The sequence below is a fragment of the Nocardia panacis genome, from assembly GCF_003598715.1.
Taxonomy (GTDB): Bacteria; Actinomycetota; Actinomycetes; order Mycobacteriales; family Mycobacteriaceae; genus Nocardia; species Nocardia panacis.
The window spans coordinates 161,892-178,596 of the sequence record NZ_QZFU01000055.1 but is presented as its reverse complement, the minus strand read 5'-3'; the positions used below and the strand labels follow the sequence as shown (position 1 = coordinate 178,596).

The window sequence follows — 16,705 nt, the reverse complement described above, 5'->3', positions numbered from 1 at the left end:
TTCACGGCAGCAGCACGATCGATCCGGTGGTCTTGCGCCCTTCCAGATCACGATGCGCCTGCTCGGCCTCGGCCAGCGGATAGGTCGCGCCGATCCGGATCCGCAGCGATTCGTCGGCAATGGCGGCGAGGACATCGCCCGCGCGCCACAGCAATTCGTTGCGGTCGCGGGTGTAGTCGCCGAGCTTGGGGCGCGTGACGAACAGTGAGCCCGCACCATTGAGACGTTGCAGATCGAAGGGCGGCACCGGCCCGCTGGCCGCGCCGAACAGCGCCAACATGCCGCGCACCCGCAGTGCGGCGAGGCTCGCCTCGAAGGTGGCCGCGCCCACCCCGTCATAGACGGCGGCGACGCCGATCCCGTCGGTCAGCGCGCGCACCCGCTCGGCCAGGTCGTCGTCGTAGCGCAGCACCTCGGCCGCGCCCGCCTCGCGCGAGAGCGCCGCCTTCTCGTCGGTGGACACGGTGGTGATGACCCGAACGCCGCGCGCGACCGCCAATTGGGTGAGGATCAGGCCGACACCGCCCGCACCCGCGTGCACCAGGACCGTCTCGCCGCGTTCGGGCCGGTAGATGGATTCGATCAGGTAGTGCGCCGTCATCCCTTGCAGCAGCGCCGAAGCGGCGACGGCGGGACTCACCCCGGCGGGCACCGGAATGGCGGCCGCCGCGTTGACCACGACCTGCTCGGCGTAGCTGCCCTTGGCGTCGGCCCAGGCGACCCTGTCGCCGAGGGTGAATTCCGTGACGCCCGAACCCACCGCCGTCACCACGCCGCTGCCCTCCGCGCCCGGAATGTAGGGCAGTGCGGTGGGGTAGCGGCCGATGCGGATGTAGGTGTCGATGAAGTTGACGCCGATGGCCTCGGTGCGCACCAGCAGTTCGCCCGGACCCGGTTGCGGGTCGGCGACCTCCGCATACCTCAGGACCTCTGGACCACCGTTTTCGGAAACCTGAATGGCGCGCATGGATTCCAGTTCTACACCGTGGGTTCGCGGGCCGCCCGGCTGGGCGGACTTACTACCGGCCGGTAAACTTCGGCCCATGAGTGCTTCTGTCGCCCCGGCCCCGCCGCAGTTGCCGGGTTCGGTCATCGATTCGGTCAAGGGATTCGTCGCCGAGCACGGCGGCGCCGCCACGGCCGTGCTGCAGCCGATCGGCCGCGCGGGCGTGCGGGTCACCCTGGTCGGTTCGGACGGGATCCTGGGGGATCGTGTGGTGGTCGATCTCGCCGCCGCGCGCAGGCTCGTCGAAATCGTGGACGGGCTGACCGAGGCCGACGAATGGGATCGCGAACTCACCTCGATCGTCACGCCCCGGCGCGGGCACTGGGCCAAAATGGCGGGTTGGGTCGCGGGTCAGACGCGATTCCCCAAGGCCCGCAACGAATAACCGGCTCCGGTCGGCCGGTTCCGCTCAGGCGGGCTCGCCGACCGGTGCGACCGTCTCGATCTTCTCGCGGCTGCGCAGCGCGGCCCACAGCACCGCCGTCCCGGCGATGCACACGGTCGCGCCGCCGACGTGGAATACCACCAGCACCGCCGGTACGTGGGTGAGGTACTGCACCAGACCGAGCAGCGCCTGCGCGAGCACCAGCCCGAGCAGCACGAAGACCCGCATCCGCACGGCGCGGGAGACGCCGATGGCGAGCAGACCGAACGCCAGTCCGATCAGCAGCGCCAGGTAGGCGACGAGCAGTTCGGCGTGCAGGTGCACGAGCGTGGTGATATCGACCTCGAGCCGCCGCACCGGCCGCGTGATGCTCTTGTCGCCCGCGTGCGGACCCGCGCCGGTCACCATGGTGCCTGCCATGAGCACGCCCGCCATGGCGAGGGCGGTGAGACCGGTCAACCAGCGCAGGGGGGCGGGGGCCTGGACGACCTCGACGCCGTCATCGGGTTCGCCGACCTTGGCGTAGAGCACCGCGGCCAACCAGACCATGAGCATCGAGGCCAGCAGGTGCAGTGAGACGGTCCACCACAGCAGTCCGGCCCGCACCGTGATCCCGCCGATGACGGCCTGCAGCACCGTGCCGCCGGGCATCAGCCACGCGTACACCAGCACCTCGCGGCGGCGCCGCACCCTGGTGACCGCGAGCACGATCAGCGCCGCGCACAGCACCACCGCGAAGCTGAGCAGGCGATTGCCGAATTCCACGGCTTGGTGCAGCACCGGCACCTCGGAGACGCCGACCGGGGTGAAGCTGCCGGGGAAGCACTCGGGCCAGGAGGGGCAGCCCAGGCCGGAGGCGGTGACGCGGACCACCGCGCCGGTGACGCAGATTCCGGCCTGCGAGGCGAGGACCGCGAGCGCGATGAGGCGCTGCGCCCGCAGGGTGGGGCGCGGGAGCCGGTCGACGAGTCGCAGAAAGGCGCGATACAGCACGCAACGATGGTAGCGACCGGCTCCCGACCGCCCGCAGCCGGTCTACTACAATTTGTCGTTTCGTGGAAATGCTCTGGTGGAAGCCGCTATTCGAAGCGGAACCAGCGCACCGCGAGTACCGCGGCCACCGCGCCCCACACCGTGAGCGCCACCACGCCGAACCAGTCGATCCCGCCGCGCAGCGCCTCCTCCAGGCAGGCCGCCAGCGCTCCCGAGGGCACCAGGCGCGCGATGATCTCGACCGCGCCGGGCAGACTGTCGGTGGCGAACACCACACTGGCGATGCCGAGCATGGCGAACCAGAGGATATTGGCCAGCGCCAGCACCACTTCCGCCTTGAGCGTGCCACCGAGCAGCAGCCCCATCGCGGCGAAGGTGAAGGTGCCCAGCGCGATCACCACCGCGCCCAGGAGCAACCCGGCCGCGCCGGGCCGCCAGCCGAGCGCGAATCCGATGCTGCCCAACAGGATCGCCTGCAACACCACCACGATCAGCACCGCCGCCGACTTGCCCGCGACCATGCCCCAGCGCGGAAGCGGTGTCGCGCCGAGGCGTTTGAGCGCGCCGTAGCGGCGATCGAAACCGACGGCGATGGCCTGCCCGGTGAAACCGGTGGACATGACCGCGACCATCATCACCGCGGGCACGATCCGATCCACCCGGTGCGCGCCCGGGTCGCCGAAGGGCAGCAGGGTGAGCCCGATCAGCAGGGTGATCGGGATGAACATGGTCAGCAGCAGTTGTTCGCCGTTGCGCAGCAGCAGGATCAGTTCGAGGCGGGTCTGCGCGGTGAGCATGGCCTGCCGTGAACTCGGTCGCGGGTCGGGCCGGAACGTGCCGGGTGCGAACCGGGTCGATTCTTGGATCATCCGCGTAGGTCCCGTCCGGTCAGTTCCAGGAAGACATCCTCGAGGCGGCGCTGATCGATGCGAATGTCGCTGGGCAGCACGTCGACTCGCGCGCACCATGCGGTCACGGTGGCCAGCACCTGCGGGTTGATCTCGCCTTCGACGAGATAGGCGCCCGGTGTGGTCTCGCGCGGCGCGAACCCTTCGGGCAGCGCCGTTCTCAGCAATCCCAGATCGAGTTTGGGTGGTGCGGAGAAGCGCAGCTGTCCGGCCGCGCCGTGCGCGGTGACCTCGGCCGGGGTGCCCGCCGCCACGATGCGGCCGTGGTCGATGATGACCAACTGGTCGGCGAGCTGTTCGGCCTCGTCCATCAGGTGCGTGGTGAGCAGCACCGAAACCCCGTCGCGCCGCAGCGAATCGATGAGCTCCCAGACGATCAGCCGCGCTTGGGCGTCGAGTCCGGCGGTGGGTTCATCGAGGAAGACGATCTCCGGCCGCCCCACCAGCGCGCAGGCCAGCGCCAGCCGCTGCTGCTGTCCGCCGGAGAGCCTGCGGTAGGGGGTGCGGCGATTATCTTGCAGCCCAAGGGTTTTCAACAGCCAGTCCGGATCGAGCGGATGGGCCGAGTAGGCGGCGACCAGATCGAGCATCTCCCCGGCCCGCGCGCCCGGATACGCGCCGCCGCCCTGCAGCATCACGCCGATGCGCGCGCGCAGCCGCTCGGAATCCGCGATCGGGTCCAGGCCGAGCACTCGCACCGAACCCCCATCGGGGGCGCGGAAACCCTCGCACATCTCCACCGTGGTGGTCTTGCCCGCGCCATTCGGGCCGAGCAGGGCCAGCACCTGCGCGCGCGGCACCTCGAAACCGATCCCGTCGACAGCGGTGATCTCGCCGTAGCGCTTGACCGCGCCCTCGACCCGGACAGCCGGTTCGGAATCCGCGTTCATCGCTGCGCCTCACCGGATCTCGGACCGCCCGTGGTTCGCTCGCTCACGAGGACACACCGTAGGACGTGGGTTCGTGTGACGGAGCCGACACCCCCCGCTCCCGCCGCCACGGCAGTATGTTCCTGGTCACCACGATGAACAGCACCCCGACGATGACGGTGGCTACGGCGGCCCCGATGATCTGGAAAACCGCGAGGTCCGCGCCGCGCGGCATGAGGATGACGCTCACGATCGTGGAGAAGACGATGGCGGGCACCCGGAATGCGGGCCTGGTCGCCCAGGCGGCCAGCGGCACGATGGCCCACAGCAGGTACCACGGCTGCACCACCGGGGCCAGCAGCACGAACGCGCCGAGCGCCACCCCGAGCGCGCCCACCGCGTGCAGGCGTCCGGTGCCGGTGGCCACCAGCATGCGCAGCGTGAAGAAGGCCGCCACGGCCATGGCGATCGGGCGGGTGATGCTCAGCAGCGCGGTGGTGTGATCGCCGAGACCCAGTAGCACGCCGCCGAATCCGGTGACGATGCCGATCGCGGTCGGCAGTGACATCCAACTGCGCACGGCGTTGGCGGTGCCGAGGGTGAACAGCCACCCGAATCCGAGTCCGCTGACGGCGCTGATGAAAAGTGTGGTGCCGAGGGCGATGGCACCGAGCATCGCGGCCGACCGCAGGACCGCGCGCAATGAGCCCCCCCAGCGTTTGGCCAGCGCCATGCCGACGAAACCGAGCGCGATGATCGAGGTGAACTTGATCGTCGAGGACAGGGTGATGGTGATGGCCCCCCCGATCAGCACGGCGTAGGCCCGTCCGTCGAATCGCGGCATATCCTCGATGGCGCGCAGGCAGAACTCCACGCCCGCCAGCATCAGCCCGAGCATGAGCGCCTCATTGTGCACACCGCCCACCAGGTGGAACAGCACCAGCGGATTGGCGGCCCCCAGCCACAGTGCGCTCACCGGCGCGACCCCGCAGCGCACCGAGAGCCGGGGCAGCGCCCACACGATCAGCGCGACGCCCGCCAGTGCCAGCAGTCGATGCGCCATGACGCCGAGAATGATGTTGTCGCCGGTGATCTCGGCGATACCGCGTCCGATCCACAGGAACAGCGGCCCGTAGGGCGCGGGGGTATTGCGCCAGATATTCGGCACATTGTTGGTGAGCACATTGTCGATGCCCAGGCCCGCGACCGGCCCCTCCTGATACGGATCGATACCGCGGGCGGCGATCTCGCTCTGTGCCAGATACGAGTACACATCATTGCTGAACAGCGGCGGGGCGACGCTCAGCGGGATGATCCACAGCAGCAGCGTGCGATCCAGTTGCGAGCGGGTGAGCCGGTGCAGCGGCGCGCCGCTGAACGCGCCCACGGTGAAACGGCCCAGCAGCAGCCAGGCCAGCACCACCGCCACCGTGCCGACCATGCACATGGCCAGTGATCCGGTGTGCGCGCGGGCGAAGATGCCGAGCACCCGCATCCCGGAGGTGGGGTTCTGGTGCACCGGCTGCGCGCCGATGCCGAGCGCGCTGATGGCCATGAGCACCGCGCCGGTCGCGCCGAGCAGCCGGATCCGGTCCAACTGCACCAGTTCCCTGCGGTCGAGGCCGGGCACCTCCGACTCGCGCACATGCAGCACCGCGATGGTGTGGTCGGCGGCGGGCACATCGAGTCCGAGTGCCCGGCGACCCACCGCGGATGTCCTGCGCCGCAATGCCGCTGCGCCGCGTCGCGCGTCGTCCAGTACTGCCACGAGAGGAGAGCGTAGTTGTCGGTCGCGGGCCTGCGGGCCAACGGGCGGCGCGGCGGCGCCGATGTATTCGCGCTGCTGCACCTTCCACACCGGCCGCGCCAATGTCCGCCCCGATATCCCGGCCGTACTCGACCTGGTCGCGGCGGGCCGCTTCGATCCTGCCCCGGTCACCGAGACCACCGTCGGCTGGGACGACACCGTCGAAGCCCTGCTGGGGACCCGCACAAGCTCGTCGCCGTCCGTTGACACCCCATCGGTAACGGAGCGCCGCGACCGTTTCGTTATCTCCGGTCGCGGTGTGACGCGGATCGCACCGGCCGCGACGTGCGATTCGCGCGAAGAATCAGGTAACCCTTATTAGATTTCGGGAACGAATTCCGCCACACTGATGTTGTGAAAACCGTGGGTTTGCGGAAAGTCGACAACGGCGCGGGTCGCGAGACCGGCGCCGCGTCGTCCTGCGCGCCCGCACCGAGCGGTGAGGGCCACACCAGGGCGGCGATCATCCAACTGCTGCTGGAGGAGGGGCCGATCACGGCCACCGCCATCGGCACTCGACTCGGCCTCGCCCCCGCGGGCGTGCGCCGCCACCTCGACGCACTCATCGAATCGGGCCGGGCGCGGGCGGGCAGATCCGCGCCGTGGCAGCAGAAGGGTCGCGGCCGTCCCGCCAAGCAATACCAATTGACCGCCGCCGGTCGCGGCCAACTCGGCCACGCCTACGACGACCTGGCGGGCGCGGCCATCCGCCAACTCGGCGAGATCGGCGGCGAGGCGGCCATCGCCGAATTCGCCCGTCGCCGCGCGCGCACCATCGTCGCGGGCATCGAACCGGTCGGCGGGCACACCCCCGAGCGCACCGCGGCCAAGGCCGAGGAGATCGCGGCGGCGTTCACCGACGCGGGCTTCGCCGCCACCACCCGCAAGGTGGGCGCGGGCGTGCAGATCTGCCAGCACCACTGCCCGGTCTCGCACGTGGCCGAGGAATTCCCCCAACTCTGCGAAGCCGAACTGGCCGCCTTCCGCGACCTGCTCGGCACCCATGTGCAGCGGTTGGCCACCATCGCCAACGGCGACTGCGCGTGCACAACGCACGTGCCGTTGTTCATCCTGCCCGATACCGAAAACAGAACAGCCACAACCGAATCCGCCGCCCAGCCCATGACGGCCGGACCGAACGACTCCGGAAGGAGCGCCGAATGACGACAACCACCGACCAGGCGCAGCCACTGACCCAGGAAGAGACGATCGCCTCCCTCGGTCACTACGGCTACGGCTGGGCCGACTCGGATGTCGCCGGAGCCAGCGCGCAGCGCGGTCTGTCCGAGGCCGTCGTCCGCGATATCTCGGGCAAGAAGAACGAGCCGCAGTGGATGCTCGACATCCGGCTCAAGGCGCTGCGCATCTTCGACCGCAAGCCCATGCCCACCTGGGGCTCCAACCTCGACGGCATCGACTTCGACAACATCAAGTACTTCGTGCGCTCCACCGAGAAGCAGGCGGCGAGCTGGGACGATCTGCCCGCCGACATCAAGAACACCTACGACCGGCTCGGCATCCCGGAGGCGGAGAAGCAGCGCCTGGTCGCGGGCGTCGCGGCCCAGTACGAATCCGAGGTCGTCTACCACCAGATCCGCGAGGACCTGGAGAAGCAGGGCGTGATCTTCCTCGACACCGACACCGGTCTCAAGGAGCATCCGGAGATCTTCCAGAAGTACTTCGGCTCGGTCATCCCGGCGGGCGACAACAAGTTCTCCGCGCTGAATACGGCGGTGTGGTCGGGTGGTTCGTTCATCTACGTGCCGCCGGGCGTGCAGGTCGACATCCCGCTGCAGGCCTACTTCCGGATCAACACCGAGAATATGGGCCAGTTCGAGCGGACCCTGATCATCGTCGACGAGGGCGCGTACGTGCACTACGTCGAGGGCTGCACCGCACCGATCTACAAGTCCGATTCGCTGCACTCCGCGGTCGTGGAGATCATCGTGAAGAAGGGCGGCCGCTGCCGCTACACCACCATCCAGAACTGGTCCAACAACGTCTACAACCTGGTCACCAAGCGGGCCAAGGCCGAGGCGGGCGCGACCATGGAGTGGATCGACGGCAATATCGGCTCCAAGGTCACCATGAAGTACCCGGCCGTCTGGATGACGGGCGAGTACGCCAAGGGTGAGGTGCTCTCCGTGGCCTTCGCGGGTGAGGGCCAACACCAGGACACCGGCGCGAAGATGCTGCACCTGGCCCCGCACACCTCCTCGACCATCGTGTCCAAGTCGGTGGCGCGCGGCGGTGGCCGCGCCTCCTATCGCGGCCTGGTCCAGGTGAACAAAGGCGCGCACGGCTCGAAGTCCACGGTGAAATGCGATGCGCTGCTGGTGGACACCATCAGCCGCTCCGACACCTACCCCTACGTCGATATCCGCGAGGACGACGTGACGATGGGCCATGAGGCCACCGTCTCCAAGGTGTCGGAGGATCAACTGTTCTACCTGATGAGCCGCGGGATGACCGAGGACGAGGCCATGGCCATGGTGGTGCGCGGCTTCGTCGAGCCGATCGCCAAGGAACTCCCGATGGAGTACGCGCTCGAGCTGAACCGCCTGATCGAACTGCAAATGGAAGGAGCCGTCGGCTGATGGCCGTGGAGAATGTCGCCGAGGCCGCAGGAAACGTCGCCGCCGCCGCGGAGGCCCGTCCCGCGCTGAACAAGGGCGAGGTCTTCACCTCGTTCGATGTCGACGCGTTCGAGATCCCCTCGGCCAAGGACGAGGCGTGGCGCTTCACCCCGCTGCGGCGCCTGCGCGGACTGCACGACGGCACCGCGGTGCGCGACGGTCGAGCGAGGGTCGAGGTCGCTCCGGTCGCGGGCGTCACCGTGGAAACGGTCGAGCGCACCGACGAGCGGTTGGGCGTCGCGGGCGTTCCCGCGGATCGCGTTGCCGCCCAGGCGTATTCCGGTTTCGAGCAGGCGACGATCATCTCGGTCGGCGCGGAAACCGAAGTGGCCGAACCGATCGTCGTCACCGTCACCGGCCCCGGCGTGGACAAGACGGCCTACGGGCACCTCCAGATCCGGCTCGACAATTTCGCGGTCGCCACCGCCGTCATCGATCAGCGCGGCGGCGGAACCTTCGCGGAGAACGTGGAATTCGTGCTCGGCGACAGCGCCAAGCTCACCGTGGTCGCGGTCCAGGACTGGGACGACGACGCCGTGCACGCCACCGCCCATCACGCCCGCCTCGGCCGCGACGCCACCCTGCGCCACACCGTCGTCACCCTGGGCGGCGATCTGGTGCGCCTGACCGGCACCGTGAAATACGCCGGTCCGGGCGGCGACGCCGAACTGCTCGGCCTCTACTTCGCCGACGCCGGTCAGCATTTCGAACAGCGCCTGCTGGTGGATCACGCGGTGCCGAACTGCAAGTCGAATGTGCTCTACAAGGGTGCGCTGCAAGGCGATCCGCATTCCCCGAAGGGCGATGCCCGCACCGTCTGGGTCGGCGATGTGCTCATCCGCGCCGCCGCCGAGGGCACCGATACCTTCGAGGTCAATCGCAATCTGGTGCTCACCGATGGCGCGCGCGCGGATTCGGTGCCCAACCTGGAGATCGAGACTGGCGAGATCATCGGCGCCGGTCACGCCAGCGCCACCGGTCGCTTCGACGACGAGCAGTTGTTCTACCTGCGCGCCAGGGGCATTCCGGAGGAGGCCGCCCGCCGCCTGGTGGTGCGCGGATTCTTCCACGAGATCATCCAGAAGATCGCCGTCCCCGAGATCCGGGCGCGGTTGGAGTCGGCCGTCGAGGCCGAACTCGCCGCGATCGGCGTTTGAGCCGGCCAGCCACCCACTTCCCGAAGGAACTTCATGACCACCCTGGAAATCAAGGACCTGCACGTCGAGGTCGCCAACCCGGACGAGTCCGCCCCGCCCATCAAGATCCTCAACGGTGTGAACCTGACCGTGAAATCCGGTGAGACGCACGCGATCATGGGTCCGAACGGTTCCGGCAAGTCGACCCTGTCCTACGCCATCGCCGGACACCCCAAGTACACCGTCACCCAGGGTTCGATCACCCTGGACGGCGAGGATGTGCTGGCCATGTCCGTCGACGAGCGGGCGCGCGCGGGCCTGTTCCTGGCCATGCAGTACCCGGTCGAGGTGCCGGGCGTGTCGATGTCGAACTTCCTGCGCACCGCCGCCACCGCCGTGCGCGGCGAGGCCCCCAAGCTGCGCCAGTGGGTCAAGGAGGTGAAGGAGTCGATGTCGGAACTGGAGATCGACGCCGCCTTCGCCGAACGCAGCGTGAACGAGGGCTTCTCCGGCGGTGAGAAGAAGCGCCACGAGATCCTGCAGTTGGGTCTGCTCAAGCCGAAGATCGCCATCCTGGACGAGACCGACTCGGGCCTGGATGTCGATGCGCTGCGCATCGTCTCCGAGGGTGTGAACCGGTACCGGGAGCGGGAGGACGGCGGCATCCTGCTGATCACCCACTACACCCGCATCCTGCGCTACATCAAACCGCAGTTCGTGCACGTCTTCGTCAATGGGCGCGTGGTGGCCGAGGGCGGACCGGAACTGGCCGAGGAACTCGACGCCAACGGTTACGTCCGCTTCACCGGCGCGAACGCAGCGGCCGTAGGAGCCTGATATGACAACCACCGTGCGCACGCTCGATGTGGCTCGGATCCGGGCCGATTTCCCGATCCTGAGCCGCACCGTGCGCGACGGAAAACCGCTGGTGTACCTGGATTCCGGGGCCACGTCCCAGCGGCCGACGCCGGTGCTCGACGCCGAGCGGGATTTCCTCACCTCGAGCAACGCGGCCGTGCATCGTGGCGCGCACCAGCTCTCCGAGGAGGCCACCGACGCCTACGAGGCGGCCCGCGCGGATATCGCCGAATTCGTCGGTGTCGACGCCAACGAGATCGTCTTCACCAAGAACGCGACCGAATCGCTGAACCTGGTGGCGTACTCCTTCGCCGACGACCGATTCCCGTACCGGGTCGGTCCCGGCGACGAGATCGTGATCACCGAGTTGGAGCATCACGCGAATCTGGTGCCGTGGCAGGAGTTGGCGCGCCGCACCGGCGCGACACTGCGCTGGTACGGCATCACCGACGACGGCCGCATCGACCTGGATTCGCTCGAATTGTCGCCCGCGACAAAGGTGGTGGCGTTCACCCACCAGTCCAATGTCACGGGTGCGATCGCCGATGTCGCCGAAATGGTGCGCCGCGCCAAGGCGGTCGGCGCGCTCACCGTGCTCGACGCCTGCCAGTCGGTGCCGCATTCGCCGGTGCGGCTGCGCGAGCTCGGCGTGGATTTCGCCGCCTTCTCCGGGCACAAGATGTTCGGACCTTCCGGTGTCGGTGTTCTCTACGGTCGCTACGCGCTGCTCGAGCGGACTCCGCCGTTCATCACCGGCGGCTCGATGATCGAGTCGGTCACCATGGCGGCCACCACCTACGCGGCGCCGCCGCAGCGGTTCGAGGCCGGATCGCCGAATGTCTCGCAGGCCATCGGATTGGCCGCCGCCGTGCGGTATCTCGACGGGATCGGCATGGAAGCCGTGGCGGCGCACGAGCATTCGCTCACCGGCGCGGCACTCGAAGGTCTCGGCGCCCTGCCGGGCGTTCGGCTCATCGGCCCCACCGAGAATGTGGACCGGGGCGGTGCGGTGTCGTTCGTGGTGGCGGGGATCCACGCGCACGATGTCGGCCAGATCCTGGACGACGAGGGTGTCGCGGTCCGCGTCGGCCATCACTGTGCATGGCCCATCATGCGCAGGCTCGCCGTCCCGGCCACCGTGCGCGCCTCGTTCGCGGTCTACAACACGCTCGACGAGGTGGACGCGCTGGTAGCCGCGGTGCGGAAGGCTCAAAGCTTCTTCGGCGTGAGCGGAGCGAATGCCGACAATGGTCACACTGGAGTTGCATAAAGCATGCGCATGGAGCAGATGTACCAGGAAGTCATCCTGGACCACTACAAACACCCGCACCACCGTGGCCTGCGCGAACCATTCGGCGCCGAGGTGCATCACGTCAACCCGACGTGCGGTGACGAGGTGACCCTGCGCGTCGACCTGGATGCCGCGGGCGACGTGCGCGATGTGTCCTACGACGGCCAGGGCTGCTCGATCAGCCAGGCCGCCACCTCGATTCTCACCGACCAGGTCATCGGACTGCCCGTGCAGCAGGCGCTGAAGGTGGTCGACTCCTACTCCGAGATGATCTCCAGCCGGGGCGCGGTCGAGGGCGATGAGGACATCATCGGTGACGGGGTCGCGCTGGCCGGGGTCAGTAAATATCCGGCGCGGGTGAAATGCGCGCTGCTCGGTTGGATGGCGTTCAAGGACGCCGTCGTGCGTATCACCGACGCCGCGGTCGCCGCGCCCACCATGGGCACCGAACCGTCCACGAATGGGGAACATCATGAGTGACACACCGGCCGCCGAAGCGGCGGAACTCGAGCTGACGGCCGAGGAGATCAAACTGCTCGAGGATATCGAGGAGGCCATGCGCGATGTCGTCGATCCCGAGCTCGGCATCAATGTGGTCGATCTCGGTCTCGTCTACGGCGTGACGGTCGACACCGAGAATATCGCCACCCTGGATATGACCCTCACCTCGGCGGCCTGCCCGCTGACCGATGTCATCGAGGATCAGACCCGCAACGCGCTGGTGCGCAGCGGGCTGGTGGAGGATCTCAAGATCAACTGGGTCTGGATGCCGCCGTGGGGTCCCGACAAGATTACCGAGGACGGGCGCGAACAGTTGCGCGCACTCGGGTTCACCGTTTGATCCTCGCGATACAGCGACGGCCGCCGGAGAATTCGGCGGCCGTCGTTTCTGTACACTTTCGAATGTGGTGATGACGCAGCGATTTATGCGCCCCCGGCCGATAGTCGGCCGCCGGGGCTCATACGTGCGCAACCACACGTAGGTCCCTGCGGTGGTCATCGGACCGGGGGTTCTCCCACCCGATCCGAGTCAGGACGTGGTGGATCGCATCCGCGCGGGCGAACCGCCGAGGCCAATGCGCTGCGCAATGCGGTCTACCTGGCGATCGATCGCGGTCCATACCGGGAGTTGGCATGAGCGAAAAACCGGATGCGTCCGGCTTGGCGCATTGTTGCTCACGGTAGGGAATTCCCCTGAGCGGCAACGGGATACTGGACAGGTCTCGCGGGCTCGACCATGATCGAGCCGTCGGTCTTCGTGAGATGGGGAGATTGTGGTGTCGCTACTGCGCAATTCGGTTCTCGGCGTCGCGGTGGCCTCGGCCGCCGCCCTCGGTGTGCTCGCGGCCGGGACAGCCGAGGCGGCGGGCACGCTGTTCGGCACCGTCACCATCTCACCGGGCACCGGCAAGGTGGGTCTGTCCACCGATCAGCGGAGTTGGGTGGCCGCCGATGCCGAGGCGCAACGACAGTGCGGTGAATACGACTGCCAGATCCAATTGCGCTACAGCGACGGCTGTGCCGCCGTCGCCCGCGGCGCGGACGGCCGATTCGGTTGGGCCGCAGCGGGTTCGCGCCAGGAGGCGGAAGAGACGGCGGTGGCGGGCTTGGGCGAGAGCGCCCCGCCCTTTCCCGACTTGGGTAGCGCCTCGCCACGCGCCGCGGCCGTCGTGGCGGCGGCCTGCACCGAGAACGTCCGCTGAGTTCACACGTCCCCATGAGTTAGACGGGAAGATCCTCGCAATGTCTTTACTGGGCAGAGCCGCCCTGATCGTTGTCGCGTCCGCGGTCGCCGGGATAGTGGACGCGGGCGGCGCGTCCGCCGAACCAGGGGCGGATGGCCGCCTCTACGGGGCCATGGCGGTGGAGGTGGTGGGCGATGAGGTGCACACCATCTGGGCCTCCGACTTTCCGAGTTGGGCCGACGCCGACGCCTCGGTGCTCGGACGGTGCAGTTCCGCCAACTGCAATGTGATCGTCCGCTTCGTCGACGGCTGCGGGTCGATCGCGGCGAAGAAGGGGGCCATGATCGGCCGTTCCGCCCCCACCAAGGCGGAGGCGGAACAGGCCGCCGTCGACGCCTTCGGTCCGCCGGTCACCTCGTTCAGCGCGGCGCCGCCGCGCGCCAACATCCTGCGCACCGAATGCACCAGCAACGCCGAGTAAATCAGCGGCGCAACACCTTCCGAGCCAACCAGTTGCCGAAGAACTGGACGCCCTGCACCCCGATGACGATGATCAGCATCGCCACGAAGGTGGCCTGCCAGTTGAAGCGCTGATATCCGTAGACCAGGGCGAAATTGCCCAGTCCGCCGCCGCCGACCGTGCCCGCCATGGCCGACATGTCGACTATGGCGATCACCACGAAGGTGTAGCCGAGGATCAGCGGCCCCAGCGCCTCCGGGATGAGCAGGGTCGCGATGATCCGCAGCGGTCCGGCCCCGCACGCGCGGGCCGCCTCGATGACGCCGGGATCCACGGTCACCAGGTTCTGCTCGACAATGCGCGCGACCCCGAAGGAGGCCGCGACGATCATGACGAAGGCGGCGGCATCCCTACCGATCGTGGTGCCGACCACCTGCAGCGTCACCGGGCCGAGCGCGGCCAGCAGAATGATGAACGGAATCGGCCGCACCACATTCACCAGCACATTGAGCAGTACGTTCACCGGCGCGTTGGCCAGCAGTCCGCCCCGGCGGGTGGTGTAGAGGGCGGTGCCGAGGAACAGGCCGATCACCCCGCCCACCACGAAGGCGACGCTCACCAGATAGATGGTGTCGCCGATGGATTCGAACAGCACCGGTCGCAGTTTGTCCCAATCAGTGTGCACCGGAGTTCCTTTCCCTGCGGTCGAGTGCGGCGGCAACCTCGTCCACCGCGTCGTCCGAGCCGTGCAGGGCCAGCGTGACACTGCCGAATGTCTTGTCCTGCAGGGTGCTCACACCACCGAACACCACTTCGAAGCGCACGTCGGCGCGGGTGGCGGCGGCCAGGGCGGCGCCCAAACCGCGCTCGTCGTCGATGTCGACGGTGACCATTCGGCCGCCGTGCTTGTCGCGCAACCGCGCCAGTTCGGTATCGGAGGGCCGATCGTGCAGGACGGTCGCCACGAACGATCGGGTCGGCGTCGCCTGCGGGTTCGCGAAAACGTCGAAGGTGCTCGACAATTCGACGATCCGGCCCTCGGCGAGCACCGCGACCCGATCGGCCACCGCGCGAATCACATCCATCTCGTGGGTGATGACCACGATGGTGACGCCGAGTTCCCGATTGATCTTCTTCAGCAGCCGCAGCACCTCGGCGGTGGTCTCCGGATCCAGTGCCGAGGTGGATTCGTCGGCCAGCAGCAGCGCCGGGCTGGTGGCCAGCGCGCGGGCGATACCGACCCGCTGCTTCTGCCCACCGGAGAGTTGATCGGGATAGCTGCGCGCCTTGTCGGTCAGGCCGACGAATTCCAGCAGTTCGGCCACCCGCGCCTTGCGTTCGGCGCGTTTCCACCCCGCCACCTTCAGCGGATATTCGATATTGCCTGCGGCCGTGCGGGATCGGAACAGGTTGAACTGCTGGAACACCATGCCGATCTCGCGGCGCAGGCGGCGCACACCGGCTTCGGACGTCCCGGTGATCGGCGCGCCCCCGACCTCGATGGTCCCGCTGGTCGGCCGCTCCAACGCGTTGATCAGACGCACCAGGGTGGATTTGCCCGCGCCGGAATAGCCGATGACGCCGAAGATCTCACCCTTCTCGATGCGCAGGTCGATCCCGTCCAGCGCCACGTGCCGATCCGCGCCCTTGCCGAAAACCTTGGTGACGGACCGGAATTCGACGGCGGGCGGCTGCTCGCTCACCTGGCTCACTTCGACTTGCGCGCGGTCTGCTGCACTCGCGCCAGAATCTGCTCGAGTTCGGCCGGGGTGCGCTTGACCTCGACCGAGGTGCTCTTGGTGGTCTCGGCGTGTGCCCGCTGCACCGCCGGGTCGTGCCACAGGTCGACCACGCGCTGGTAGAGCGGGTTGTCCCTGTCGGCTTTGCGGGCGACCACCACATTGATGTAGGGCTCGGCGCCCGCGTCCTTCGGATCATCCTTGTACAGGGCCGAATTGGGGTCGATACCCGAACGATCGAGGAAGGTGTTGTTGATGACCGAGGCGTCCACGGAGGCCAGCGACAGCGCGGTCTGCGCGGCGTCGACGGCCGTCACCTTCACTTTGGAGGCGGCCTTGTCCACATCGGCCGGGGTCGGCTGTGCGACCTCGCCCGCGAGTTTCACCAGTCCGGCCGAGCGCAGCACGAACAGCGCGCGGGCCTGATTGGTCGGATCGTTCGGAATGGCGATCTCACCGCCCTGCGGGATCTCGGCCAGCGTCTTGTGCTTCTTCGAATACACGCCCAGCGGCACGATGTAGGTCGAGCCGATCGGGGTCAGATCGTCGTTGTTGGCCACGTTGTAGTCGCCGAGGAACTGGATGTGCTGGAAGAGGTTCAGATCGATCTGCTTCTGCGACAGCGCGAGATTGGGCTGTTTGTAATCGGAGAAGGTGGTCACCTTCAGGTTGATGCCCTGCTCCTTGGCCCGCTGCTCGAAGACCTCCCAGGTGTGATCGTTGTCAGTGGTGCCGATGCGCACTACCGTGTCGGAGGAGGTCTTGTCTTCGGAGCCGCATGCCGCCAGGGTGAGGGCGGCCGTAGCTACCAGGACCGGGATCGCCAGTGCCCGATGGAATTTCACACGTGCTCCTGTAATGCTTGTCGCAATGCCTATGAACCCGGTAATCCAAGCGGTTCGAGCATCCGTCCGGCAACAGTTGCGATTGCC

General features: G+C 67.9%; 19 protein-coding genes. 11 read left to right on the top strand and 8 right to left on the bottom strand.

Annotated elements, in window-relative coordinates:
* Position 1 precedes the first annotated feature (1 nt).
* On the bottom strand, positions 2-967 hold the full coding sequence (locus D5S18_RS33270) for a quinone oxidoreductase family protein (protein ID WP_120045102.1): 966 nt from the start codon (positions 965-967) through the stop codon (positions 2-4).
* Between the two features lie 76 nt (positions 968-1,043).
* On the opposite strand from D5S18_RS33270, the gene D5S18_RS33265 reads away from it, so the two are divergent.
* On the top strand, positions 1,044-1,391 hold the full coding sequence (locus D5S18_RS33265; RefSeq protein ID WP_120045101.1) for a hypothetical protein: 348 nt from the start codon (positions 1,044-1,046) through the stop codon (positions 1,389-1,391).
* A gap of 24 nt (positions 1,392-1,415) precedes the next feature.
* Here the strand turns inward: D5S18_RS33265 and D5S18_RS33260 are convergent, their stop codons facing one another.
* The 4 genes from D5S18_RS33260 to mptB form a co-directional block, all read right to left on the bottom strand.
* Positions 1,416-2,384, bottom strand: a complete 969-nt coding sequence (locus D5S18_RS33260; protein ID WP_120045100.1) for a COX15/CtaA family protein — start codon at positions 2,382-2,384, stop codon at positions 1,416-1,418.
* An 86-nt stretch (positions 2,385-2,470) separates the two neighbouring features.
* The gene (locus D5S18_RS33255) at positions 2,471-3,253 is read right to left on the bottom strand and encodes an ABC transporter permease (RefSeq protein ID WP_120045099.1); all 783 of its coding nucleotides are present in this window, start codon (positions 3,251-3,253) and stop codon (positions 2,471-2,473) included.
* Positions 3,250-4,182, bottom strand: a complete 933-nt coding sequence (locus D5S18_RS33250) for an ABC transporter ATP-binding protein (RefSeq protein WP_120045098.1) — start codon at positions 4,180-4,182, stop codon at positions 3,250-3,252. The genes D5S18_RS33255 and D5S18_RS33250 overlap by 4 nt, the downstream gene beginning before the upstream one ends.
* A 43-nt stretch (positions 4,183-4,225) precedes the next feature.
* On the bottom strand, positions 4,226-5,929 hold the full coding sequence (gene mptB / locus D5S18_RS33245; RefSeq protein ID WP_120045097.1) for a polyprenol phosphomannose-dependent alpha 1,6 mannosyltransferase MptB: 1,704 nt from the start codon (positions 5,927-5,929) through the stop codon (positions 4,226-4,228).
* Positions 5,930-5,990: 61 nt separating this feature from the next.
* Between mptB and D5S18_RS33240 the strand changes: the two genes are divergently transcribed.
* The 10 genes from D5S18_RS33240 to D5S18_RS33195 all read left to right on the top strand — a co-directional run bounded on the left by D5S18_RS33240 (position 5,991) and on the right by D5S18_RS33195 (position 14,055).
* Complete coding sequence (locus D5S18_RS33240; protein WP_120045096.1) at positions 5,991-6,290, top strand: hypothetical protein; 300 nt, start codon at positions 5,991-5,993, stop codon at positions 6,288-6,290.
* A 32-nt stretch (positions 6,291-6,322) separates the two neighbouring features.
* Entirely contained in the window at positions 6,323-7,132 is an 810-nt protein-coding gene (locus D5S18_RS33235; protein ID WP_120045095.1) for a helix-turn-helix transcriptional regulator, read from the top strand.
* Positions 7,129-8,565 carry a Fe-S cluster assembly protein SufB gene (gene sufB, locus D5S18_RS33230; protein ID WP_120045094.1) on the top strand — a complete coding sequence of 479 codons (1,437 nt, stop codon included), beginning with the start codon at positions 7,129-7,131 and terminating at the stop codon, positions 8,563-8,565. Before D5S18_RS33235 ends, sufB begins: the two co-directional genes overlap by 4 nt.
* Complete coding sequence (sufD, locus tag D5S18_RS33225; protein ID WP_120045093.1) at positions 8,565-9,761, top strand: Fe-S cluster assembly protein SufD; 1,197 nt, start codon at positions 8,565-8,567, stop codon at positions 9,759-9,761. Before sufB ends, sufD begins: the two co-directional genes overlap by 1 nt.
* A 33-nt stretch (positions 9,762-9,794) precedes the next feature.
* Positions 9,795-10,577, top strand: coding sequence for a Fe-S cluster assembly ATPase SufC (gene sufC, locus D5S18_RS33220; RefSeq protein ID WP_120045092.1), 783 nt, complete (start codon positions 9,795-9,797; stop codon positions 10,575-10,577).
* Between the two features lies 1 nt (position 10,578).
* Positions 10,579-11,868 carry a cysteine desulfurase gene (locus D5S18_RS33215; RefSeq protein WP_120045091.1) on the top strand — a complete coding sequence of 430 codons (1,290 nt, stop codon included), beginning with the start codon at positions 10,579-10,581 and terminating at the stop codon, positions 11,866-11,868.
* Positions 11,869-11,871: 3 nt separating this feature from the next.
* Positions 11,872-12,369 (top strand): Fe-S cluster assembly sulfur transfer protein SufU, encoded by a 498-nt coding sequence (gene sufU, locus D5S18_RS33210; protein WP_120045090.1) that lies wholly within the window; start codon positions 11,872-11,874, stop codon positions 12,367-12,369.
* Complete coding sequence (locus tag D5S18_RS33205) at positions 12,362-12,730, top strand: metal-sulfur cluster assembly factor (protein ID WP_120045089.1); 369 nt, start codon at positions 12,362-12,364, stop codon at positions 12,728-12,730. The genes sufU and D5S18_RS33205 overlap by 8 nt, the downstream gene beginning before the upstream one ends.
* A gap of 436 nt (positions 12,731-13,166) precedes the next feature.
* Positions 13,167-13,592, top strand: coding sequence for a DUF4189 domain-containing protein (locus tag D5S18_RS33200; protein WP_120045269.1), 426 nt, complete (start codon positions 13,167-13,169; stop codon positions 13,590-13,592).
* Between the two features lie 40 nt (positions 13,593-13,632).
* Entirely contained in the window at positions 13,633-14,055 is a 423-nt protein-coding gene (locus D5S18_RS33195; RefSeq protein ID WP_120045088.1) for a DUF4189 domain-containing protein, read from the top strand.
* A gap of 1 nt (position 14,056) precedes the next feature.
* Here the strand turns inward: D5S18_RS33195 and D5S18_RS33190 are convergent, their stop codons facing one another.
* From D5S18_RS33190 to D5S18_RS33180, 3 genes are read right to left on the bottom strand one after another with little or no spacing between them, the layout of a single operon-like run.
* Positions 14,057-14,719, bottom strand: a complete 663-nt coding sequence (locus D5S18_RS33190) for a methionine ABC transporter permease (protein ID WP_120045087.1) — start codon at positions 14,717-14,719, stop codon at positions 14,057-14,059.
* Entirely contained in the window at positions 14,709-15,737 is a 1,029-nt protein-coding gene (locus D5S18_RS33185) for a methionine ABC transporter ATP-binding protein (RefSeq protein WP_120045268.1), read from the bottom strand. Before D5S18_RS33185 ends, D5S18_RS33190 begins: the two co-directional genes overlap by 11 nt.
* 5 nt (positions 15,738-15,742) lie before the next feature.
* Positions 15,743-16,618 carry a MetQ/NlpA family ABC transporter substrate-binding protein gene (locus tag D5S18_RS33180; RefSeq protein ID WP_120045086.1) on the bottom strand — a complete coding sequence of 292 codons (876 nt, stop codon included), beginning with the start codon at positions 16,616-16,618 and terminating at the stop codon, positions 15,743-15,745.
* Between the last annotated feature and the right edge of the window lie 87 nt (positions 16,619-16,705).

Coding starts and splice junctions, on each gene's coding strand:
- sufD (WP_120045093.1), top strand. CDS start 8,565: ATGGCCGTGGAGAATGTCGCCGAGGCCGCAGGAAACGTCGCCGCCGCC.
- sufC (WP_120045092.1), top strand. CDS start 9,795: ATGACCACCCTGGAAATCAAGGACCTGCACGTCGAGGTCGCCAACCCG.
- D5S18_RS33270 (WP_120045102.1), bottom strand. CDS start 967: ATGCGCGCCATTCAGGTTTCCGAAAACGGTGGTCCAGAGGTCCTGAGG.
- D5S18_RS33215 (WP_120045091.1), top strand. CDS start 10,579: ATGACAACCACCGTGCGCACGCTCGATGTGGCTCGGATCCGGGCCGAT.
- D5S18_RS33205 (WP_120045089.1), top strand. CDS start 12,362: ATGAGTGACACACCGGCCGCCGAAGCGGCGGAACTCGAGCTGACGGCC.
- D5S18_RS33195 (WP_120045088.1), top strand. CDS start 13,633: ATGTCTTTACTGGGCAGAGCCGCCCTGATCGTTGTCGCGTCCGCGGTC.
- D5S18_RS33265 (WP_120045101.1), top strand. CDS start 1,044: ATGAGTGCTTCTGTCGCCCCGGCCCCGCCGCAGTTGCCGGGTTCGGTC.
- D5S18_RS33255 (WP_120045099.1), bottom strand. CDS start 3,253: ATGATCCAAGAATCGACCCGGTTCGCACCCGGCACGTTCCGGCCCGAC.
- D5S18_RS33250 (WP_120045098.1), bottom strand. CDS start 4,182: ATGAACGCGGATTCCGAACCGGCTGTCCGGGTCGAGGGCGCGGTCAAG.
- D5S18_RS33240 (WP_120045096.1), top strand. CDS start 5,991: ATGTATTCGCGCTGCTGCACCTTCCACACCGGCCGCGCCAATGTCCGC.
- sufB (WP_120045094.1), top strand. CDS start 7,129: ATGACGACAACCACCGACCAGGCGCAGCCACTGACCCAGGAAGAGACG.
- sufU (WP_120045090.1), top strand. CDS start 11,872: ATGCGCATGGAGCAGATGTACCAGGAAGTCATCCTGGACCACTACAAA.